We start from the raw sequence: 22,083 nt of genomic DNA, 5'->3' as shown, positions 1-22,083 counted from the left end.
GCCGGTGGATGTCGGGGCCTGAAAGTAGGCTCCCGCCATGGCCTACCCCGTCCCCACCGGACACCCGCCCGCGGAGCCGACCACGCGGCTCACCCACGCCGCGCGGCGCAAGGGCGTGCTGCTGCCGGTCGTCGGGCTGGTGGCGCTGGGCGTGTGCGGGCTGGTGGTGCTGGGGCTGGTCGGGACCACGGTCGGCCCCGGCGGGGTGCTGGTCGGGGCGCTCTGCGCGCTGCTCCCGGTCGGCCCGGTCGTGGCGACGTTCCTGTGGATCGACCGGTGGGAGCCCGAGCCGCCGCGCATGCTGCTGATCGCGTTCCTCTGGGGCGCGTGTTTCGCGGCCCTGTCCGCGTTGATCATCAACTCGAGCGCGGCCCTCGCGGTCGACGCCCTGCTCGGCCGCGGCAGCGGCGACGTCCTGGGCTCGGTCGTGATCGCCCCGTTCGTCGAGGAGGCGCTCAAGGGGCTCTTCCTCGTCGGGCTGCTGATCTGGCGGCGCCGGGAGTTCGACGGGATCGTCGACGGGATCGTCTACGCGGGCCTGGTCGCCGCGGGCTTCGCCTTCACCGAGAACATCCTCTACCTCGGCCGGGCGTTCGCCGAGGACGCCGTGGCCGGGCAGAGCGGCGGCGTGCTGGCCGTGCTGCTGTTGCGCGGGGTGTTCTCGCCCTTCGCGCACCCGCTGTTCACGGCGATGACCGGCATCGGTGCGGGCATCGCCGCGGCCAGCCGCAGCACCGCGGTGCGGGTGCTCGCGGTGCTGGCCGGCTACCTGGTCGCGGTCCTGCTGCACGCGATGTGGAACGGTGCCGCCTCGGTGCTCGGCGGGACCGGGTTCGTGCAGGTCTACCTCGTGATCATGGTGCCGCTGTTCCTCGGGCTGACCGTCGTGGTGCTCTGGCAGCGGCGGCGCGAGGCGAGGACCGTCGCGGAGCAGCTGCCCTCGTTCGCGCAGGCGGGCTGGATCGCGTGGAGCGAGGTGCCGCTGCTCGGCAACCTGGCGAAGCGGCGGGGCTGGCGCCGGGCCGTCCGGCAGCGCTCGGGCCCGCACGCCGCTCGCGCCGTGGCCGAGTACCAGTCCGCGGTCACCGAGCTGGCCTTCCTGCGGTCGCGGATCGCCCGCGGTGCGGTGCGCGACAGCGCCGAGGATCTGATGCACGAGCGGCTGCGCGCCCTCGCCAAGGCCCGGGCGCGGGCGCTCGGCATGCCCGACGCGCTCACCGCGGCCTGGGGCAACCAGCACCCGCCCGGCTGGACCCCGCCGCCCGCGCCGGCCCCCGGCTGGGCCCCCCCGCCCCACCCCTTCGCGTCCCCGCCCGCCGGCCCGCCGTCGCAGGGCTACGCCACCCCCGGGTACGGCCCGCCGCCCCCGGGTGCCCCGGTCCACGGCCCGCCCGTCCCCGGCCACGGCCCCCAGCCGACCTACGGCGCCCCCGGCCTGCCCCCGCGTGGCCAGCAGCCCCCACCCGGCCCCCCGCCGGGCTGGGGGCCGCCGCCCCGGCGCTGATCGGTCCTCCCCGCCGTCGGGGCCCGATCACCACCACGTGACGCCCGCGTGAGCGGCGTGTGAGCCGCCCGTGCCGGTGAAGCCCGTCACGCGGCCCTCCCCGGAGGCTGATCGCGCGCCTACCCTCGTGCCGTCGTCGCCGATCGATGTCGACCACAACGTCCGGTACCCCTGGTGGACTGGAACGACTGCAGGAGCGCGTGATGAGTGCTGGCCGGCCCGCCCGGCTGGCCGTCGGAGTGGTGTCCGCCGGCCGTGTCGGAGCCGTTCTGGGTGCCGCGTGGGACGCGGTGGGGCACCGGGTCGTCGCGACCTCCGCGGTCTCCCGGGCGTCCGTGCACCGTGCCGGGACGCTCCTGCCCGACGCCCCGCTCGTCGCCCCCGACGAGGTGATCCGCGCGGCGGACCTCGCCCTCCTCGCCGTCCCGGACGACGTGCTGCCCGGTCTGGTCCGCGGGCTCGCCGCCGCCGGCGCCTTCCGCCCCGGCCAGATCGTGGTCCACACCGCCGGCGCGCACGGCGTCGACCTGCTGGACCCGGCCGTCGAGCACGGGGTCCTGCCGCTCGCCCTGCACCCGGTCATGACCTTCACCGGACGCCCCGAGGACGTCCAGCGCCTCACCGGCTGCTGCATCGCGGTGACCGCCCGGGCGGACGACGAGGCCGCCTGGAACGTGGGCGAGGCGCTGGTCCTGGAACTTGGCGCGGAGCCGGTCCGGGTGCCCGAGCGGGCCCGCCCGCTCTATCACGCGGCCCTCGCCCACGGCGCGAACCACCTGGTCACGTTGGTGCGGGACTGCACGGATCTCCTGGACGAGGCCGTCCTCCGCGGCGAGTCGACCGCCGGTTCCCCGTCCGCCGAGCGCCTGATCGGTCCGCTGCTGTCCGCCGCGCTGGACAACGCGCTGCGGCACGGCGACCGGGCGCTGACCGGACCCGTCGCGCGCGGCGACGTCGGCACCGTCCGCACCCATCTCCGCGAGCTGGACCGGGCCGACCCCGAGCTCGCCGACACCTACCGCACCCTCGCCCGCCGCACCGCGCACCGCGCCGCGGAGGGCGGGCTGTTGCCCGACCACGCGGCGGACGAGGTCCGCGCCGCCCTCGACGACTCGGAGGAGCACCGGTGACCGCACCGGCCCGCACCCGCAACGGCTACGCCCGCGGCCGGCTGACCGTGCACGACGACCCGGCCGGGCTGACCCCCGTCACCCGCGCGCTGCGGGCGTCCGGGCGCAAGGTCGTGCTCGTGCCGACGATGGGCGCGCTGCACGAGGGCCACCGCGAGCTCATCCGGCACGCGCGGTCGGTCCCCGGCGCCGTGGTGCCGGTCGTCAGCATCTTCGTGAACCCGCTGCAGTTCGGCCCGCACGAGGACCTCACGACCTACCCGCGACCGCTCGGGCGCGACCTCGACGTGTGCCGCGAGGAGGGCGTCGAGCTCGTGTTCACGCCCTCCGTCGAGCACATGTACCCGCCGGGCTCGGACACCCGGATCGCCGCCGGCGCGCTCGGGACCGACCTCGAGGGGCTGAGCAGGCCGGGACACTTCGACGGAATGCTCACCGTCGTCTCGAAGCTCTTCCACATCGTCGGCCCCGACGTCGCGTTCTTCGGCGAGAAGGACTACCAGCAGCTCGCGCTGGTGAAGAAGATGGTGCGCGACCTGGACTTCCCGCTGTCGGTGGTCGGTGTCCCGACCGTCCGCGAACCGGACGGGCTGGCGCTGTCCTCGCGCAACGTCTACCTCTCCGCCGACGAGCGGGCCCGCGCCGTCACCCTGTCCCGCGCGCTGCGCGAGGGCGCGGCCGTGTCGGCGTACGGTCCCGCGGCCGTCCTCGAGCGGGCCCGCGCGGTCCTCGACGCCGAGCCGGCGTTGCAGGTCGAGTACCTGGAGCTGCGCGATGCCGAGTCGCTCGGGGAACCGGTCGACGGCGGCCGGGCCCGGCTGCTCGTCGCCGCCAGGATCGGCACCACCCGCCTCATCGACAACCTCCCCGTCCAGCTCTAGGAGTCACAGTGCTGCGCACCATGATGACCTCGAAGATCCACCGCGCCACGGTGACCCAGGCCGACCTGCACTACGTCGGCTCGGTGACCGTCGACCGCGACCTGATGGAGGCCGCCGACCTGCTGGAGGGCGAGCAGGTCGCGATCGTCGACATCACCAACGGCGCCCGGCTGGAGACCTACGTGATCCCCGGTGAACGGGGCAGCGGCGTCATCGGGATCAACGGCGCCGCCGCGCACCTCGTGCACCCCGGCGACCTCGTCATCCTGATCGCGTACGGCCAGCTCGACGAGGCCGAGCTGCTCACCTACTCGCCGAAGGTCGTGTTCGTCGACGACGAGAACGCGATCGTCGAGCTGGGCTCGGACCCGGCCCACGCGCCGGAGGGCTCGGGGCTGCTCTCCGGCTCGCGGTGAGTCCCCCGGCGGTCGACATGCTGCTCTGCGTCGACATCGGCAACACCCAGATCGCCCTGGGCGTGTACGAGGGCGAGCACCTTCTCCGGGACTGGCGGATGCGCACCGACCCGCGGATCACGGCCGACGAGCTGGAGGTCGCGGTCCGCGCCATGCTCGGCGACTACGCGGCCCGGGTCGGCGGCGTCGCCGCGCTCTCCACGGTGCCGTTGCTGCTGCGCGAGCTGCGGCTGATGCTGGAGCGGCGGGCGGCGCGGATGCCCACGGTCGTCGTCGGTCCGGGGGTGCGCACCGGCGTGCCGCTGCTGGTCGACAACCCGCGCGAGGTGGGCGCGGACCGGGTGGTGAACACGCTCGCCGCGCACCACCGCCACGCCACCGCCTGCATCGTCGTCGATTTCGGGACCTCGACGAACATCGACGTGGTGTCGGCGAAGGGGGAGTTCCTCGGGGGCGCCCTCGCACCCGGCATCGAGATCTCGATGGACGCGCTTGCCCGTCGCGCCGCGGCGCTGCGGACGGTGGAGTTCGTGCCGCCGCGCTCGGTGATCGGCAAGAACACCGTGGAGTGTCTGCAGTCCGGCGTGCTCTACGGGTTCGCCGGCCAGGTCGACGGCCTGGTGCGCCGCATCATCAGTGAGCTCGGTCCCGGCGCGGGCCCGGTCATCGTGCTGGGCACCGGCGGTCTCGCACCGTTGATGAGGGGCATCTCGGACACCATCACCGAGTACGCCCCGGATCTGACGCTGGAGGGCCTGCGACTCACCTTCGAGCGCAACGTCCGCAGCCCGGCCGTGAACAGCGTCGACGTGACGGACCTGCGGGCGGACACCGCGCGGGCAGCGCGCGGTACCGCCGTCTAGCCTTACCCGGCGTGACCGACGAGCCGCGCCCCCCCGCCGACGACCTGCCCGAGCAGATGCAGGTCCGCGCGAAGAAGCGCGCGGACATGCTGGAGGCGGGCGTCGACCCGTACCCCGTGCTGGTGCCGCGCACCCACACGCTGCGCGCCGTGCGCGAGGCCCACCCCGATCTGCCGCCGGACACCGCGACCGGCGAGGTCGTGACGGTCGCCGGCCGGGTGCTGTTCCTGCGCAACACGGGCAAGCTCTGCTTCGCGACGCTCGTGGCGGGCGACGGGACCGAGCTGCAGGCCATGCTGAGCCTGGCGAAGGTGGGAGCCGACGAGCTCGCCCGCTGGAAGGCCCAGGTCGACCTCGGTGATCACGTGAGCGTCACGGGCGAGATCATCACCTCCCGACGGGGGGAGCTCTCGGTCCTCGCGGACTCGTGGGCGATGGCCGCCAAGTCCGTCCGTCCGCTGCCCAACACCCACAGCGACCTGTCCGAGGAGACCCGCGTCCGGCAGCGTTACGTCGACCTGATCATGCGCCCGCAGGCGCGCGAGATGGTCCGGGCGCGCTCCACGGTGTTGCGGACCCTGCGCCGGGAGTTCGAGGCCCGGGACTACGTCGAGGTCGAGACGCCGATGCTGCAGCTGCTGCACGGCGGGGCCACCGCGCGCCCGTTCGTCACGCACGCGAACGCCATCGACACGGACCTGTACCTGCGCATCGCCCCCGAGCTGTTCCTCAAGCGGGCGGTGGTCGGCGGGATCGAGCGCGTTTTCGAGCTCAACCGGGTCTTCCGCAACGAGGGGATCGACTCAACCCATTCACCCGAGTTCGCGATGCTCGAGGCGTACCAGGCCTACGCCACCTACGACGACATGGCCGTTCTCACCCGGGAACTCGTCCAGGAATGTGTACGCGCCGTGTTCGGATCCACCGTCGTGCGTCACGCGGACGGGTCGGAGCACGATCTCGGCGGGGAGTGGCGCTCGGTCACGCTGCACGAATCCGTCGCCACCGCGGTCGGGGAATCGGTGACCCCCGACACGTCGGTGGAGGAACTGCGGAAGATCGCGGCGACGCACGACGTGGCACTGCAGGATTCGTGGGGCGCCGGCGAAATCGTGCTGGAGCTGTTCGAGAAGTTGGTCGAGCACACGCTGCAGGAGCCGACGTTCGTCCGGGACTACCCGGTCGAGGTCCGGCCGCTGACCCGCCGGCACCGCGACGACCCGCGCCTGGCGGAGGCCTGGGACCTCATCGTCTTCGGGCACGAGCTGGCGACCGCCTACTCCGAACTGGTCGACCCGGTCGAGCAGCGCGCGCGGCTGCACGCCCAGTCGTTGCTCGCGGCCAAGGGCGACCCCGAGGCCATGCAGCTCGACGAGGACTTCCTGAGGGCCATGGAGTACGGAATGCCCCCGACCGGCGGCATGGGAATGGGCGTCGACCGGCTGCTCATGACCCTGACCGGCGTGGGAATCCGGGAGACCATCCTCTTCCCGCTGGTCCGCTCCGAGGGCTGAGCGCCGCCGTACATCCTCCGGATTTCGCTGAGAGATTCCGGAGTGGATGGACCCTGCTCGACACGCTCTCGGGAATTGCGTTATATTCCCGCGACGGCGTTGCCGTGCATTCAGCGGAGAACTATTTGAACCAGGAGGCTGCGGCGGTGGCGCAGATCCGCGAGATCAAGCTGATCGATGACCTCGACGGCGAGAAGGCCGACGAGACCGTCGAGTTCGGCATCGACGGGAAGAGCTACGAGATCGACCTGTCGACGGCGAACGCGAGCAAGTTGCGGGACGCGTTGGCGTCCTACGTGGGTGCCGCACGGCGAGCCTCCGGGCGGCGCCGCGGCGGGGGCGGGTCGTCGTCGGGCGGGGCCAACCGGCGGCCGTCGATCGACCGCGAGCAGAACCAGGCCATCCGCGACTGGGCCCGCAAGCGTGGGATGAAGGTCTCCGACCGCGGCCGGATCCCGGCCGAGGTGCTGGAGGCCTACCACCAGGAGAACTGAGCGCGGCACATGGAGGGCCGGTCGGGGAGCACCCGGCCGGCCCTTCCGCGCACCGGAAGTAAGGGTTGCCTCACCTCGCTCTCGGCGTAGCGTGGCGCGAAGGACCACACGCTCCCGGAGGTACCCCCGTGGCACGCCGCCTGACCACCCTCGAGGTCGCGCGCACCGAGCGGATCGGCCCGCACATGGTGCGGATCGTCGCCGCCGGGCCCGAGCTCGCGTCGTTCCCCGACACCCCGTTCACCGATCGCTACGTGAAGATCCTGTTTCCGATGCCGGGCGTCGACTACGCCGAGCCGCTCGACATGAAGGCCGTCCGGCGGGACCACCCGCGCGAGGAGTGGCCGCGGCTGCGGACCTACACGGTGCGCGCGTTCGACCCCGCCGCGGGCGAGTTGACGATCGACTTCGTGCACCACGGCGACAGCGGTCTCGCCGGTCCGTGGGCCGCCTCGGCGCGCCCCGGCGACCGGGTGCGCCTGCTCGGGCCGGGCGGGGCCTACGCGCCCGACCCGGGGGCCGACTGGCACCTGCTCGTCGGCGACGAGGCGGCGCTGCCCGCGATCGGCGCCGCGCTGGAGCGCATCCCCGCCGGCGTGCCGGTGCACGCGATCGTCCAGGTGCAGGACGAGGCCGATCACCAGGACCTGCCGTGCAGCGGTGACCTGCGGCTGCGCTGGCTGCACCGGGCCGGGGCGGTGGACGACGGCGCGGGCGCACTGGTCGGGGCGGTCCGGGAGCTGGAGTTCCCGGCCGGGCGGGTGCACGCGTTCGTGCACGGCGAGGCGGCCGAGGTCCGCGAGGTCCGTCGGCACCTCCTGCGCGAGCGCGGCGTCGACCGGGACGCCCTGTCCGTCTCGGGCTACTGGCGGCGCGGTCGGGACGAGGAGGGATTCCGCGTCGACAAGCAGGAGCAGGCCCGGCTGGAGGAGGCCGAACGGGCCCCGTCCGGCACGTCGGCCCGAACGATCGTCGCAGGTGGGGACGCCTGACCGTTCGCGCAGGGCTGAACGGCGCCCGACCGGGAATTGACGGGCCGCCGACGCCGTTGTGTCGGTGTCGGTGCGTACCGTGCGCGTTACGCGGGGCCGCGGCGGAGGCGCCGACCGGTCGGCGACCGATACAGTGGTATGGGGCGTCCGCGGCGCAGTGTCACAGGGATGCTGGACGCGTCGCACGTGTGGGCGCAGCAGGCAAGGAGTGCGAATGTTCGAGAGGTTCACCGACCGAGCAAGGCGTGTTGTCGTCCTGGCGCAGGAAGAGGCCAGGATGCTCAACCACAACTACATCGGCACCGAGCACATCCTCCTTGGCCTGATCCACGAGGGCGAGGGTGTGGCCGCGAAGGCGCTCGAGTCGCTCGGGATCGCCCTGGAGGGCGTGCGGCAGCAGGTCGAGGAGATCATCGGCCAGGGCCAGCAGGCACCGTCGGGTCACATCCCGTTCACGCCTCGGGCGAAGAAGGTGCTGGAGCTGTCGCTGCGCGAGGCGCTGCAGCTCGGCCACAACTACATCGGCACCGAGCACATCCTGCTCGGCCTGATCCGCGAGGGCGAGGGCGTCGCGGCACAGGTCCTGGTCAAGCTGGGAGCCGACCTCAACCGCGTCCGTCAGCAGGTCCTCCAGCTGCTGTCCGGCTACCAGGGCAAGGAACCCGCCGAGGCCTCCACCGGCCGCGGCGAGGGCACCCCGTCGTCCTCCCTCGTCCTCGACCAGTTCGGTCGCAACCTCACCCAGCAGGCCCGCGAGGGCAAGCTGGACCCGGTCATCGGCCGGGAGAAGGAGATCGAGCGGGTCATGCAGGTCCTCTCCCGGAGGACCAAGAACAACCCGGTCCTCATCGGCGAGCCCGGCGTCGGCAAGACGGCCGTCGTCGAGGGGCTGGCCCAGGGCATCGTCAAGGGCGAGGTCCCGGAGACCCTGAAGGACAAGCAGCTCTACACGCTCGACCTGGGCTCCCTGGTCGCCGGCTCCCGGTACCGCGGTGACTTCGAGGAGCGCCTGAAGAAGGTGCTCAAGGAGATCCGCACGCGCGGCGACATCATCTTGTTCATCGACGAGATCCACACCCTGGTGGGTGCGGGTGCCGCCGAGGGCGCGATCGACGCCGCGTCGATCCTCAAGCCGATGCTCGCCCGTGGCGAGCTTCAGACCATCGGCGCCACCACGCTCGACGAGTACCGCAAGTACGTCGAGAAGGACCCGGCCCTGGAGCGCCGCTTCCAGCCGATCCAGGTGGGCGAGCCGAGCGTCACGCACACCATCGAGATCCTCAAGGGCCTCCGGGACCGCTACGAGGCGCACCACCGGGTCACCATCACCGACCCTGCGCTGGTCGCCGCGGCCACGCTGGCCGACCGCTACATCTCCGACCGCTACCTGCCGGACAAGGCGATCGACCTGATCGACGAGGCCGGCGCCCGGATGCGCATCCGCCGGATGACCGCCCCGCCGGATCTGCGGGAGTTCGACGAGAAGATCGCGAACGTCCGCCGGGACAAGGAGTCCGCGATCGACGCGCAGGACTTCGAGCGCGCCGCGCACCTGCGGGACTCGGAGAAGCAGCTGCTCGCACAGAAGTCGGAGCGCGAGAAGCAGTGGAAGTCCGGCGACCTGGACGTCGTGGCGGAGGTCGACGACGAGCAGATCGCCGAGGTCCTCGCGAACTGGACCGGCATCCCCGTCTTCAAGCTGACCGAGGAGGAGACCTCCCGGCTGCTCAAGATGGAGGACGAGCTCCACAAGCGGATCATCGGGCAGGAGGAGGCCGTCAAGTCGGTCGCGCAGGCGATCCGCCGTACGCGTGCCGGTCTGAAGGACCCGAAGCGCCCGTCCGGCTCGTTCATCTTCGCCGGCCCGTCCGGTGTCGGTAAGACCGAGCTGTCCAAGGCGCTGGCGAACTTCCTCTTCGGCGAGGACGACGCGCTCATCCAGATCGACATGGGCGAGTTCCACGACCGCTACACCGCCTCGCGGCTCTTCGGTGCCCCTCCCGGGTACGTGGGCTACGAGGAGGGCGGCCAGCTGACCGAGAAGGTGCGGCGCAAGCCGTTCTCGGTCGTGCTGTTCGACGAGATCGAGAAGGCCCACCAGGAGATCTACAACACGCTCCTGCAGGTCCTCGAGGACGGCCGCCTCACGGACGGTCAGGGTCGCACCGTCGACTTCAAGAACACGGTGCTGATCTTCACCTCGAACCTGGGCACCCAGGACATCTCGAAGGCCGTGGGCCTCGGCTTCGCGTCGGGCAACGACGAGCAGTCGAACTACGAGCGGATGAAGACCAAGGTCAACGACGAGCTGAAGAAGCACTTCCGCCCGGAGTTCTTGAACCGCATCGACGACATCATCGTCTTCCACCAGCTCACCCAGCCGCAGATCATCGAGATGGTCGACCTGATGATCCAGCGGGTGGAGAGCGCGCTCGCCAACAAGGACATGGCGATCGAGCTCACGGACGCCGCCAAGGGCCTGCTGGCCCGCCGCGGGTTCGACCCGGTGCTGGGCGCCCGGCCGCTGCGCCGGACCATCCAGCGGGAGATCGAGGACCAGCTGTCCGAGAAGATCCTGTTCGGCGAGGTCGAGCCGGGGCAGATCGTGATCGTCGACGTCGAGGGCATCGACGAGTCCGTGCCCGAGGGCAACCCGGCGCACGACGACAAGGCGACGTTCACCTTCCGCGGTGAGCCCCGCCCGGCCTCCGGCGTCCCGGACGCTCCGCCGGTCGACATCGCCGCCGGTGGCGGCGAGGAGTAGGACCCACGCAGGACCCGACGGCGGCCCGCCTTCCCCCGGGAAGGCGGGCCGCCGCCGTTCTCCGGTCCCCCTCCCCGCGAGTCGCGCTGTGGCCTCCCGCGAGTCGCGCTGTGGGCTTCTGTGAGTCGCGCTGTGGGCTTCTGTGAGTCGCGCTGTGGGCTTCTGTGAGTCGCGCTGTGAGCTTCTGTGAGTCGCGCTGTGGGCTTCTGTGAGTCGCGCTGTGGCCTCCTGCGAGTCGCGCTGTGGGCTTCCGCGAGTCGCGCTGTGAGCTCCGCCGAGTCGGGTGCCCGGCGACCCGGAGGGACGTGCACCACCGCCGACGGCGCGACCGGCTCACCGTGGATACCGTGGCCCCATGAGCTCGGTTCGCGCGGTCCCGGAGACCGAGCTGATGTCCGGCGAGCTGCTCTCCGCGGACGACGCCTGGCACACCGTCCGCCGCTACGGCCTGCGCCACCTCCTCCTCACCGGGTTCGTGCGGTTCCGCTACGGCGACGGCTTCTCCCACGCCCGTGCCTTCGCGCTGCAGCTCGCCCTGGCGGCGGTGCCACTCGTCATCGCCGGTGCCGGATTGGCGACCGCGCTCGGTGCGGAGTCGTTCTCGGAGGTCGTCGCGCGGGCCGTCGTGGCCATCTCCCCCGGCAGCAGTGATCAGCTCGTCCAGCAGGCCGTCGAGGGCGAGGGCGAAGAACGCGGCGAAATCGTCGTGGCGCTGGCGCTGCTGACGGCGTTCCTGGCAGCCACCTCGGCGTTCGCGCAACTGGAGCGCGGCGCGAACCGGATCTACGGGACCGAGCGCGACCGGCCCGCCCTCCGCAAGTACGGCCGCGCGGCGGTGCTGACGGCCACGGCCGGCGTGGCGATGGCCATCGGTCTGCTGCTCATCGTCGCGGGCGAGCCGTTCGGCGAAGCGATGGAGCAGGTCTACCACTGGGGCGGTCTGGCCGAGGAGATCTGGGACGTCCTCCGCTGGCCCGCCGGCCTCGCCGCGCTGGTCGTGGCGGTCACGGCGTTGCTCCGGTTCGCCCCGCGACGTCGTCAACCGGGGCTGAGCTGGCTCGTGGTGGGCGGCACCGTGACCGTGCTGGCGTGGTTGGCGGGCTCGATGCTCCTCGCCGGCTACGTGGTGCTGGGCGAGAACTTCGACGAGACGTACGGCCCGCTGACGGCGATCATGGCGTTGTTGCTCTGGGCGAACGTCACCGGTATCGCCCTGCTGGCCGGCTTCGCTCTCGCAGCGCAGTTGGAGGCCGTCCGCGCGGGGCAGGACGACCCCCGCCTGCCCGACACGGACGAGGACGGCATCCCCGACCACCTCGACCCGACCCCGGGCTCCTCGGCCCCGTGAGATGGAGCGTCGAGCCACATCGAGGGCTCGGCGCAGCCCCCGGCCTCAGCAGGACTCGCGGCTCCCAGCGCGACTCGCGGGAGCTCACACCCCGACTCGCGGGAGCTCACGGCGCGACTCGCGGGAGCTCACGGCGCGACTCGCGGGAGCCCACACCCCGACTCGCGGGAGCTCACGGCGCGACTCGCGGGTGCTTCGGGTGGAGCGAATACCCGGGGGCTCGTGCCCGGGCCTCGCTCAGCCCTGGCGGGGCAGTGGGGGGCGGGGCGGCCCGGGTCGGGCGTGCGGGTGTTGCTGCAGGCTCGGAGGCCACTCCCGCGCCGCGGTCCACGGCGGCGGCGCGCCGGGGGCAGGGCCTGGGCCGGGAACGGCGCCCATCGGTCCGACGCCGGCCGCCCGCCCCGGGCCGGTCACCCCGCCGGCGTGCACCTCCTGGCGCGGGACCGCGGGCAGCACCTCGGTCGCGGGCATCTCGGCGATCCGCCGGGCGGTGGCTTCGGCGAGCGTGCGCGGCCGCATCACCGGGCCCTGGCGCACGGCCTCCTCGGTCTTCCGCCGTGCCGCCGCGGCGCGCTTCCCGCCGGGCAGGATCTGCAGCGGCCGGCGGGCGGCGAGGTCCTCCACCCAGCCGAAGCCGGCTACGCCGAGCACGATGAGCACCACCGAGCTCAGCAGGAGCATGCCTCCGGAGTCGGGCAGCCCCAGCCGGTCGTTCGCCCACGCGGCGGCGTCGATCGCCGGGTTGTTCACCAGGTAGATCGTGATCGCCCGGGCGTTGACCACGGCGATCAGCCGGCCGAGCCCCGGCACCTTGTCGACCCAGCCCATGCTCGGGTTGATCCGCAACGCGAGCAGCACGAACCCGGCGGAGACCAGCGCCTGCGCCATGGGGATCTCGTTGAGGTCGATCCCGGCCTCCTCCGACGGGTGCCCGACCGCCCAGAACATCCCGGCGGCGATGCCGGCGGCGGCGAGCCCGAGCAGGGCCGGCAGCGGCAGCTTGCGGATCATGCCCTCGCGGTGCGCGAAGCCGAGCATCCAGCAGGCGCCGAAGGTCACGAAGTCGAGCAGGCCGGCACCGAGCCCGCTGGCCCCGGACAGCGGCGAGCCGAGCAGGCCGTCGACGACCACCAGGGCGAGCGGGACCAGCACGCTGATCACCGGGCTCTTCCGGAACGCCTTCAGCATCACCGGCGTGAGCAGCACGAACCACAGGTAGGCGCGCAGATACCAGAGCACCTCGACGGTGTCGACGCCCCACTCGCTACCCGGCGGGTCCATGAGCGGGAAGACCCACCAGAGCAGCTCGGTCCAGGGGATGCCGTTGCCCGGGCTCTCCCCGTCGGCGCCCTCGGCGGCCCAGCCCTGCCACACCATGATCGGCACGACGATCACGGCCATCAGCCACAGCGGCGGCAGGAGGCGACGGATCCGGTGCCCGAGGACGTCGATCGCCGGGGTCTTCCGCATCGACTGCACCATCAGCGATCCGCCCAGCGCGAACATCACGCCCATCGACGGGAAGACGATCGACAGCCAGCCGAGCCCCAGCGCGTGGTAGACGACGACCCGGACCAGGGCGAGCCCGCGCAGCGTGTCGAGCCACCGCTCCCGGCCCCGCGGTCGCGCGGCGGGGGCGGGGAGCGGTGACCCGAGGCCTCCGCCGTCGATCGAGCCGTCGACCGAGCCGCCGGGTCGCGGCGCCGGGACGGCGGCGACCCTGGTCGGCGACGACACGGCCGGCAGCTCGGGGAACGACGGGTGCTTCCCGGCCGTGCCGGGAGTCGGCACCGGGGCGGGGGAGGCCTGTGGGGAGAGCAACGCGTCGACCGCGCCCGTGCGCTTGAGCTTCTGCCAACGCACGCGGACCCCGCTGATCGCGCTGACCACGGACTGTACGAGCACCACGTACATCAGCTGCCGGTAGACGAACTGCTGCACCGGCAGCACCCACAGCGCGCCCTTGGGCTCGCCGTCGACGTGGAAGGCGTAGATGCCGGCCGCGACCTGCAGCCCCATCATCAGGCTCCACAGCAGCAGCGTGGTCGCGGGGTCCTCGAAGAGCAGCCCGTACAGCAGGAAGATGTCCACCAGCGGTGCGGAGAGCGGCAGCATGATCTGGAACAACAGCACGTGCGCCAGGCCCAACCAGCCGAAGGACCCCGGCTCGCGCAGCGCCCGCCGGTGCTTCCAGACGGCCTGCATGGTCCCGTAGCTCCACCGGTAACGCTGTCGCCAGAGCTGGCCGGCGGTGGCGGGCGCCTCGGTCCAGGCGAGCGCCCGGTCCTCGAACACGACCTTCCAGCCCGCCCGGCCCAGGGCGATCGTGAGGTCGGTGTCCTCGGCGAGCGTGTCGTCGGACAGGCCGCCGACCTCGCGCAGCGCCTCCTTGCGGAAGGCGCCGGCGGCGCCGGGGATCGTGGTGATCGACGACGTCGTGTCCTGCACCCGCCGGTCGATGCCGAACCCGACCACGTACTCGACGTGCTGCAGCCGGCCGATCAGGGTCTCGGTGTTGGCGACCTTCACGTTGCCCGCGACCGCGCCCACCCGCGGGTCCGCGAACGGCTGCGCGAGGTGCCGTACGGTGTCGGGCTCGAAGACCGTGTCGCCGTCCATCATCACGACGACCTCGTACCGCGCGTTGGCCGTGCCGGTGTTGAGGGCGGCCGGCTTGCCCGCGTTGAGCTGGCGGACCACCCGCACCCGTGGCAGGTTCAGCGACTCGACGAGCTCGGCCGTGCCGTCGGACGAGCCGTCGTCGACGACGATCACCTCGAGCGGATGGTCGTTCGCGAGGATCGACCGCACGGTCGCCTCGATGTTCTTCGACTCGTTGTAGGCCGGGACGATCACCGACACGGGGTTGCGGTACGTCGGCCCCCACGCCCAGTCCGGGTCGCGGCGCCGCTTGTCGTGCCGGCGGGCGGCCACGACCATCAGCACCAGCCGCAGGACGACCAGCACCGCGACCCCGGCGAGCAGCCAGCGCGCGGCGTCGGAGATCCACCAGGCGGCCCCGACCACGCCGAGCAGGAGCTTCCCGAGGAGGACGTCGGTGGTGTCCGCCGCGGGGGCGGGCGGCAGGTTCATCGCGCCGGCGACCGTGTCGAACGTGTAGCCCGCCGCCTGGAGCTCGGGGATGAGCCGGTCGAGCGCCGCGATGGTCTGGGTGCGGTCGCCGCCGGAGTCGTGCAGGAGGATGGTGCCGCCGGTGCCGTCCGCCGGCGTCGAGTTGCGGACGATCTGGTCGACCCCGGGCCGCTTCCAGTCTTCGCCGTCGACGTCGGTCAGCACCGTCAGGTAGCCCATCGCCCCGACCTGCTTGACGGTCTGGTAGCCGATGTCGTCGAGGGCCGAGGAGCTGGACGAGTACGGCGGCCGCATCAGGTAGGTCGACGTGCCGGTCGCGCCCTGGATGGCGAGCTGGGTCTCGATCATCTCGCGCTCGACCCGCCAGGTCGGCGAGGTGCCGAGGTCCGGGTGCGAGAAGGAGTGGACGCCGAGCTCGGAGCCCGAGTCGTGGATCTCCTTGATCAGCTCCGGGTACCGGGTGGACATCGAGCCGACGACGAAGAAGGTGCCGGGCACGTGGTGTTTGCGCAGGATCGCCAGGACCTGCGGCGTCCAGGTCGGGTCCGGGCCGTCGTCGAAGGTGAGGACGACGGTGCCGTTCGGGATGCGCGTCGAGCGCACCGGGTCGTGCTGGCCGTCGATGATCGGGCCGCCCGAGAGGACCTCGTCGGGGACCTGGTCGGACGCGACCTCCTCGTGCGCACCGGTCGCGTCGTTGCCGATCCTGCCGGCGGTCAGTCCGCAGACGACGAGCACGACGAGGAAGGCGGCGAGGAGCGAGCCGACCAGCAACCACGACGGCGCGGGCCGGACCGTCGCACGGGGGCGGGGCACGGCGAACCTTTCCCGACAGGGGGGAGCGCCGCGCCGGCGGGGTCCGGGCAGCGGCCTGTCACTCGACTTTCGACCTCGTGGCGAGCCCTGTTACACGGCGTGATGCGTATCCCGTCGTCTTTGCGCTGCACGGGTGTACGGGGGAGCCCGAGCGGGGGAGTACCATGGGATGAACAGGACAAAACAGCCACACAGGGTGAAGCCTGTGGCGCAGGACGACCCGGTGCCCCAGGTCGGCTGGGCAGGCGCTCGCCCACCCGATCCAGGTCTCGAGGCGCATCTCGGCCGATCCGAGCTGGAGGGCAGGCGATCCTGAGTCGCCTCCGCCCGTTCGGACTGTCCGTTCGGGTAGGTCCGCATCTGCGTGCAACGCGGCGGCAACCCCCGCCTTCCTATCGTCCGGCCTCACCGAGTGGGACCCCGACGTCGTGGAAGATCGGAAGGACGGACATGGCCAAGTACGCCAACCCCGGTGACGCGGACAGCGTCGTCAGCTTCAAGCCTCGCTACGACCATTTCATCGGCGGCGAGTACGTGCCCCCTGCGAAGGGCCGGTACTTCGAGAACCCGACCCCGATCACGGGACAGACGTTCACCGAGGTCGCGCGCGGGACGTCCGAGGACGTCGAGAAGGCCCTGGACGCGGCGCACGCCGCCGCCCCGGCATGGGGGAAGACCTCCGTCGCCGAGCGCGCGAACATCCTGAACAAGATGGCCGACCGGATCGAGGCGAACCTCGAGAAGATCGCCATCGCCGAGTCCTGGGAGAACGGCAAGGCCTGCCGCGAGACCCTGGCCGCCGACATCCCGCTCGCGATCGACCACCTCCGCTACTTCGCCGGTGCCGTGCGCGGGCAGGAGGGCGGCATCTCGGAGATCGACGACAACACGATCGCCTACCACTTCCACGAGCCGCTCGGCGTCGTCGGCCAGATCATCCCGTGGAACTTCCCGATCCTGATGGCGATCTGGAAGCTGGCGCCCGCCCTCGCGGCCGGCAACGCGGTCGTCCTCAAGCCCGCCGAGCAGACCCCCGCGTCCATCCACGTGCTGATGGAGACCGTCGCCGACCTGCTGCCCCCCGGCGTGGTCAACGTCGTCAACGGGTTCGGTGTCGAGGCGGGCAAGCCGCTGGCGTCGTCGAACCGCATCCGCAAGATCGCCTTCACCGGTGAGACCACGACCGGCCGGCTGATCATGCAGTACGCGTCGGAGAACCTGATCCCGGTCACCCTGGAGCTGGGCGGCAAGAGCCCGAACATCTTCTTCGACGACGTCGCCTCGGCCAACGACGCCTTCTACGACAAGGCGCTCGAGGGCTTCGCGATGTTCGCCCTCAACCAGGGCGAGGTCTGCACCTGCCCGTCCCGCGCGCTGATCCAGGGCGGCATCTACGAGGAGTTCCTGCAGCAGGCCGTCAAGCGGATCGAGCAGATCAAGCAGGGCCACCCGCTCGACACCGAGACGATGATCGGTGCCCAGGCGTCGAACGACCAGTTCGAGAAGATCCTGAGCTACATCGACATCGGCCGCCAGGAGGGCGCGAAGGTCCTCACCGGTGGCGAGAGGGCCGACCTCGGCGGCGAGCTGGCCGGCGGCTACTACATCCAGCCGACGGTCTTCGAGGGCACCAACACCATGCGGATCTTCCAGGAGGAGATCTTCGGCCCGGTCGTGTCGGTGGCCCGGTTCTCGGACTACGACGACGCCATCACCATCGCCAACGACACCCTGTACGGCCTCGGTGCCGGCGTCTGGTCCCGCAACGGCAACACCGCCTACCGCGCGGGCCGCGACATCCAGGCGGGCCGGGTGTGGGTGAACAACTACCACGCCTACCCGGCGCACGCGGCGTTCGGCGGCTACAAGCAGTCCGGCATCGGCCGCGAGAACCACAAGATGATGCTCGACCACTACCAGCAGACCAAGAACATGCTGGTCAGCTACTCCGAGAACGCCCAGGGCTTCTTCTGATGGGCGACTCCGCGGTCGACCGTGCCGAGGCGCCGGTCGCCGAGGTTCCCGGCTCGGGCACCGAGCGGGTGGCGCTGACGCCGGCGGCGGCGGAGCTGCTGGTCAGGCTCACCGAGATCCACGGCCCGCTGATGTTCCACCAGTCCGGCGGGTGCTGCGACGGCAGTGCGCCGATGTGCTACCCGGACGGCGACTTCACGATCGGCGGGCAGGACGTCCACCTGGGCGACCTGGTCGTCGAGGGTCTGGCGAGGCCGATCGGCTTCTGGATGTCGGCGTCGCAGTACGGGCACTGGAAGCACACCCATCTCACCGTCGACGTGGTGAAGGGGCGCGGTAGCGGGTTCTCGGTCGAGGCGCCCGAGGGCGTCCGGTTCCTGATCCGCTCGCGGCTGTTCACCGACGAGGAGTGGGCGAGGCTGAAGGACTCGGTCTGACGGCCCGAGCGCCCGGCCTGATTGCACGAACGGCACTTTTGTGCGGACCTACCGCACGAAAGTGCCGTTCGTGCATGTCAGGGTCGGGCGATCACAGGAGGCTGTCGAGGACCTTCAGGGTCGCGGCGGCGGGGGCGGCGATTCCGGCGCCGCGGCCGTGCCGGACCTGCGGCTCGCGGACGTTGATCCGCACCAGGGCGCCGGTCGCGGCGCTCGCCAGCTCCGCCTCGCGGCGCACCGTGGGCACGGCGGTGCCCGCGCCGATCTCGACGACGGCGAGGCCGCGGCGGTGCGCACGGATCCACTCGTGCAGATCCTGCAGCCTCGGACCCGAGCGCGCCGGGTCCCAGGACCAGTCGCCGAACATCAGGATGTTGGGCCGCGCGAGCCCGCCGCAGCGCGGGCAGGCGGGCAACGGCTCGCGGGCCCGCATCGACACCGGGTCCACGTCGACCTCGACCCCGGCGGCCGGCCAGATCGGCTGCCCGCACCCGCGCAGGCACTGCAGGTGGTGGATCGAGCCGTGCACCTCGGCGACGTCCGGCTCGGCGAACCCCGCCTCCTGGAACTGCCCGTCGACGTTCGAGGTGAACACCCGGGTCGGCCGGCCCCCGGCCCACCGGCGCAGGACCGCGAAGCCCTCGTGCGGCACGGTCGCGCGGTAGAGCGCGAGCCGGTGCCCGTAGAAGCCCCACGCCAGGGCGGGGTCGTCGGCGAAGTGCACCGGGTCGGCGATCTCCTCGAACCGCAGCCCGAGGGCCTCGTAGGGCGGGTAGGCCCGCCAGAAGCCCTCGGTGCCGCGGAAGTCCGGCAGCCCGGAGTCGACGCCCATCCCGGCACCGGCGCACACGAGCAGCGCCTCGGCCCCACGGAGGAGCCCGACGGCCGCGTCGATCGCCGGGTCGAGGTCGGTCAAGCGCGGATCAGAGCTCCACGACCTCGAACTCCAGCAGGTCCGCCCCGCTCGCGACGGGCTTGGGGCCCGCGTTCGGGTCGTGCTGCCCGGAGTGCGCCTCCACGGCCGGGCCCTGACGCCACTTCTGGAAGTCCTCCTCGGTCTCCCAGGTGGTCACCACGAAGTACCGGGTGTCGCCGGCGACCGGACGGAGCAGCTGGAAGCCCAGGAAACCCGGCTGTCCGTCGACGGCGTGCTTGCGGTTGGCGAACCGCTTCTCGAGCTCGGGTCCCGCGCCCTCGGGCACCTGGATTGCGTTGATCTTCACGACGGCCATGTGTCCCACGTTAGCCTCACCGGTGATGGAGGGGCGCCGAGCGGTACGGACGTCCGACGGGACTCGTCTCGCGGTCGTCGAGTTCGGGGGAGAGGGCCTGCCCGTCCTGCTGCTGCACGGGCTCATCGGCCGGGCGTCGACCTGGTGGTCCGCCGTCGGGCGGCGATGGCCGATCTGGCCGCGTGGTTCGGGGCCGTGCCGCAGCCGTTCGCCTGCCTCCGGGTCGTCCGCGAGGCCTTCGGTCACCCCCGCCGCGAGCTCGGCGACCACATGGCCGAGTGCGTGGAGGAACGGGCCGACGGGCTGCGTCTGCTCACCGAGATCCGGGACGCCCTGGAGCTCGCCGCGGGCTGGACGCGGGAGGCCCGGTGGGCCGACCTCGACGCCGTCCGCTGTCCTGCGCTGCTGATCGAGGCGGAGGAATCCGTCGTCCCACCCGGCCAGATGGTGGCGATGGCGGAACGGCTGGGAGCCCGGCACCACGTGCTGCCCGGAACGGGGCATCTGGTGCACGCCGACGAGAAGGCGTTCCTCGGACTGGTGGAGGGCTTTCTCCCCTTGTGCCGGTGACGGCCGGATTTGCGGCTGCGCTGCGTTTCCGGCCGATCTCGTCGAGTGGGTCACCCGAGTCTTGCTCCGAACGGCGGTTCCTGAATTACGTACCTGGGGGATGCGCATTCGTCGATCAGGGTTACCGCAGGTCAACGGCTCGATGGTTGCCGCGCGTGACCCCCGTGTCTCGTATCGTCACCAGCTCGCTGAGAACCCTCAGAAATGGCCTTGTGGCTTCTGTCGACGCTGTGCGAGCCTCTGGCCACTCCATTCGGGAGCCGCGAATCCGCCGGGGCGCAGGCGAATTCCGGGTACAACGTCGAGAGCTGCGCGCCGCCGGCCACCCGCCGACGAGCCGCGGGGTCCCGGTTCGCCCGAGCCGGGACACCGGTGGGGGACGCGCCCGAGGTGTGGGGATGTACCAGGAGCGGAGAAGCGCCCTGGCCGCGGACGGTTCGCCCGCGGCCGTGCCGGACCGGGCGGGGGAGCCCGGGATCCGGATCGACGAGCTGGTCGCGCCGGCTCGCCGGGGGGACGAACGCGCGCTGACCGAGCTGCTCGTGCTGGTGCGGCCGCTGGTCCTGCGCTACTGCGAGAACCGGCTGCACGCATCGGCGGTGTCCGCGGAGGACGTGACGCAGGAGGTGTGCATCGCGCTCCTGCGGGCCCTGCCCTCCTACCAGGATCGCGGGCGGCCCTTCCTCGCCTTCGTGCACGCCGTGGCGAGCCACCGGATCGCCAGCGCCTGCAGCACCGCGGTGCGCACCCACGAACGGGCCGTGGCCGAGCTACCGGAGCCGGGCGACGGGTGCGAGCGCCGCGACCAGCCCGAGCTCAGCGCGCTGGACCGCGTCGCCGCCGCCGAGGTCGACCGGCTGCTGCGCCGGTTGCCCGGGCGGGCGCGGGAGATCCTGCTGCTGCGGGTGGTGTGGGGGCTGTCGGTGCGGGAGACGGCGGAGCATCTCGCGCTGAAACCGGAGTCGGTGCGGCTGAACCAGCATCGCGCCCTCCAGGCGCTGCGCCGGATGCTCGCCGGTGGCGCAGGCTGGCAGCTCCGGCCGGAAGTGGGCTGATCGCCACGATGACCCCCGACGGCGACGGCACCCCCGCCGGCCTCCGGCCCCTGGACGAGGAGCCGGCGGCCGGTGGGTGCTGCCCGCGCGCCCCGGAACCGGTCGATCTCTCCGCGATCCTCGCCGACGACGCGCTGCTCGACGCGCTCGGCCGGCACGCGCTCCCCGAGGACCGGATCCGCGAGTGCTACGGCTCCGACCCGGTCGTGGACCTGCTGCTCGAGTGGCGCCGTCCGCGTGCTGGATCGCTCGAGGAGGAGCCGCCCGAGGAGCTCTCGGATGCGGAGATGCCGGTCGTCGGAGTGTCGGCTGCGGAGGTGTCGCCGGCCGCGGCGGGCCCTGAGAGCGTGGAGACGGGGGGCCGCCGGGAGCCGGTCGCAGGGACGTCCTGCCCGAGGACCGGACCGGTACACGTGGACGATCAGCGCCGGCGGGCTCTGCCCGGCGAGGAGGCGTCGGACGCGCCAGGAGCACCGGACCCGTCGGGGGCATCGGACGCGCCGGGGGGGCCGGACCCGTCGGGGGCGTCGGACGCGCCGGGCGAGGAGGGGGCGCGCGGGGCGACGGCCTCGCTCACGCCGGTGCGGCCGAGTACGGAGGAGAACCGCCGCGCGCGTCGGCTCCCGATGGCGGCCGCGGCGGCGCTGGTCGTCGGGTGCCTGCTCGGTGCCGGGCTGGGGCAGGGGCCCGGGACGCTGGCGGTGGGCTCGGTCGATGCGGCCCGGATGGTCGACGCGCGGCTCGACCGGGCGGCGGCCGAGCTGGCGCTCGGCGACCGCGAGGGCGCAAGGGACCAGCTCGCCGGCGCGCGCCGGATGCTGCTCGGGGTCCGCACCGAAGACGGCCGCGCCGCCCTGACCGCCCGGCACGAGAGCCTGGCACGCGCCGCCATGGGCCCGAACGCGGCCGTCGACCCGCCTCCCCAGCTCGACCGCACCCAGTCCGAGCGGTCCCAGTCCGAGCGGTCCCAGTCCGAGCGGTCCCAGTCCGAGCGGTCCCA

General features: G+C 72.4%; 17 protein-coding genes and 1 pseudogene. 15 read left to right on the top strand and 3 right to left on the bottom strand.

The window, feature by feature from the left end:
- Positions 1–37: 37 nt before the first annotated feature.
- The 10 genes from ACL02T_RS28550 (at position 38) to ACL02T_RS28505 (ending at position 11,906) form a co-directional block, all read left to right on the top strand.
- Complete coding sequence (locus ACL02T_RS28550; RefSeq protein WP_412833885.1) at positions 38–1,504, top strand: PrsW family intramembrane metalloprotease; 1,467 nt, start codon at positions 38–40, stop codon at positions 1,502–1,504.
- Between the two features lie 203 nt (positions 1,505–1,707).
- Positions 1,708–2,634, top strand: coding sequence for a Rossmann-like and DUF2520 domain-containing protein (locus ACL02T_RS28545; RefSeq protein ID WP_412833884.1), 927 nt, complete (start codon positions 1,708–1,710; stop codon positions 2,632–2,634).
- Complete coding sequence (panC, locus tag ACL02T_RS28540) at positions 2,631–3,515, top strand: pantoate--beta-alanine ligase (protein ID WP_412833883.1); 885 nt, start codon at positions 2,631–2,633, stop codon at positions 3,513–3,515. The genes ACL02T_RS28545 and panC overlap by 4 nt, the downstream gene beginning before the upstream one ends.
- An 8-nt stretch (positions 3,516–3,523) precedes the next feature.
- The gene (gene panD / locus ACL02T_RS28535) at positions 3,524–3,931 is read left to right on the top strand and encodes an aspartate 1-decarboxylase (protein ID WP_412833882.1); all 408 of its coding nucleotides are present in this window, start codon (positions 3,524–3,526) and stop codon (positions 3,929–3,931) included.
- A 17-nt stretch (positions 3,932–3,948) separates the two neighbouring features.
- Positions 3,949–4,794: a type III pantothenate kinase gene (locus ACL02T_RS28530; RefSeq protein ID WP_412833950.1), complete on the top strand. Its 846-nt coding sequence runs from the start codon at positions 3,949–3,951 to the stop codon at positions 4,792–4,794.
- A 56-nt stretch (positions 4,795–4,850) separates the two neighbouring features.
- Positions 4,851–6,308, top strand: coding sequence for a lysine--tRNA ligase (lysS, locus tag ACL02T_RS28525; protein ID WP_412833949.1), 1,458 nt, complete (start codon positions 4,851–4,853; stop codon positions 6,306–6,308).
- A 146-nt stretch (positions 6,309–6,454) separates the two neighbouring features.
- Complete coding sequence (locus tag ACL02T_RS28520) at positions 6,455–6,802, top strand: histone-like nucleoid-structuring protein Lsr2 (RefSeq protein WP_412833948.1); 348 nt, start codon at positions 6,455–6,457, stop codon at positions 6,800–6,802.
- Between the two features lie 128 nt (positions 6,803–6,930).
- Positions 6,931–7,794 carry a siderophore-interacting protein gene (locus ACL02T_RS28515; RefSeq protein ID WP_412833881.1) on the top strand — a complete coding sequence of 288 codons (864 nt, stop codon included), beginning with the start codon at positions 6,931–6,933 and terminating at the stop codon, positions 7,792–7,794.
- A gap of 214 nt (positions 7,795–8,008) precedes the next feature.
- Entirely contained in the window at positions 8,009–10,558 is a 2,550-nt protein-coding gene (locus ACL02T_RS28510) for an ATP-dependent Clp protease ATP-binding subunit (protein ID WP_412833880.1), read from the top strand.
- A gap of 355 nt (positions 10,559–10,913) precedes the next feature.
- The gene (locus tag ACL02T_RS28505) at positions 10,914–11,906 is read left to right on the top strand and encodes a YihY/virulence factor BrkB family protein (RefSeq protein WP_412833879.1); all 993 of its coding nucleotides are present in this window, start codon (positions 10,914–10,916) and stop codon (positions 11,904–11,906) included.
- 237 nt (positions 11,907–12,143) lie between these two features.
- Here the strand turns inward: ACL02T_RS28505 and ACL02T_RS28500 are convergent, their stop codons facing one another.
- Positions 12,144–15,815, bottom strand: coding sequence for a glycosyltransferase (locus ACL02T_RS28500; protein WP_412833878.1), 3,672 nt, complete (start codon positions 15,813–15,815; stop codon positions 12,144–12,146).
- Between the two features lie 450 nt (positions 15,816–16,265).
- Here ACL02T_RS28500 and exaC point away from each other — a divergent pair, with 450 nt between their 5' ends.
- Together exaC and ACL02T_RS28490 are read left to right on the top strand one after the other, a co-directional pair.
- Positions 16,266–17,789, top strand: a complete 1,524-nt coding sequence (gene exaC, locus ACL02T_RS28495) for an acetaldehyde dehydrogenase ExaC (RefSeq protein ID WP_412833877.1) — start codon at positions 16,266–16,268, stop codon at positions 17,787–17,789.
- Positions 17,789–18,226 carry a DUF779 domain-containing protein gene (locus ACL02T_RS28490; RefSeq protein WP_412833876.1) on the top strand — a complete coding sequence of 146 codons (438 nt, stop codon included), beginning with the start codon at positions 17,789–17,791 and terminating at the stop codon, positions 18,224–18,226. Before exaC ends, ACL02T_RS28490 begins: the two co-directional genes overlap by 1 nt.
- A 91-nt stretch (positions 18,227–18,317) precedes the next feature.
- On the opposite strand, the gene ACL02T_RS28485 is transcribed toward ACL02T_RS28490, so the two are convergent.
- Complete coding sequence (locus ACL02T_RS28485; RefSeq protein ID WP_412833947.1) at positions 18,318–19,058, bottom strand: SIR2 family NAD-dependent protein deacylase; 741 nt, start codon at positions 19,056–19,058, stop codon at positions 18,318–18,320.
- 91 nt (positions 19,059–19,149) lie between these two features.
- Complete coding sequence (locus ACL02T_RS28480; protein WP_412833875.1) at positions 19,150–19,458, bottom strand: antibiotic biosynthesis monooxygenase family protein; 309 nt, start codon at positions 19,456–19,458, stop codon at positions 19,150–19,152.
- 165 nt (positions 19,459–19,623) lie between these two features.
- Between ACL02T_RS28480 and ACL02T_RS28475 the strand changes: the two genes are divergently transcribed.
- The 3 genes and pseudogenes from ACL02T_RS28475 to ACL02T_RS28465 form a co-directional block, all read left to right on the top strand.
- Complete coding sequence (locus tag ACL02T_RS28475; protein ID WP_412833874.1) at positions 19,624–20,028, top strand: alpha/beta fold hydrolase; 405 nt, start codon at positions 19,624–19,626, stop codon at positions 20,026–20,028.
- A 398-nt stretch (positions 20,029–20,426) separates the two neighbouring features.
- Positions 20,427–21,083, top strand: coding sequence for a sigma-70 family RNA polymerase sigma factor (locus tag ACL02T_RS28470; RefSeq protein ID WP_412833873.1), 657 nt, complete (start codon positions 20,427–20,429; stop codon positions 21,081–21,083).
- Positions 21,084–21,091: 8 nt separating this feature from the next.
- Positions 21,092–22,083, top strand: a pseudogene (locus tag ACL02T_RS28465) (hypothetical protein); the annotation flags it as partial.

The sequence above is a fragment of the Pseudonocardia oceanicola genome, from assembly GCF_047200735.1.
GTDB lineage: Bacteria > Actinomycetota > Actinomycetes > Mycobacteriales > Pseudonocardiaceae > Pseudonocardia.
Note: the sequence above shows the minus strand (reverse complement) of the source record. Positions and strands in the feature narration are given on the sequence as shown.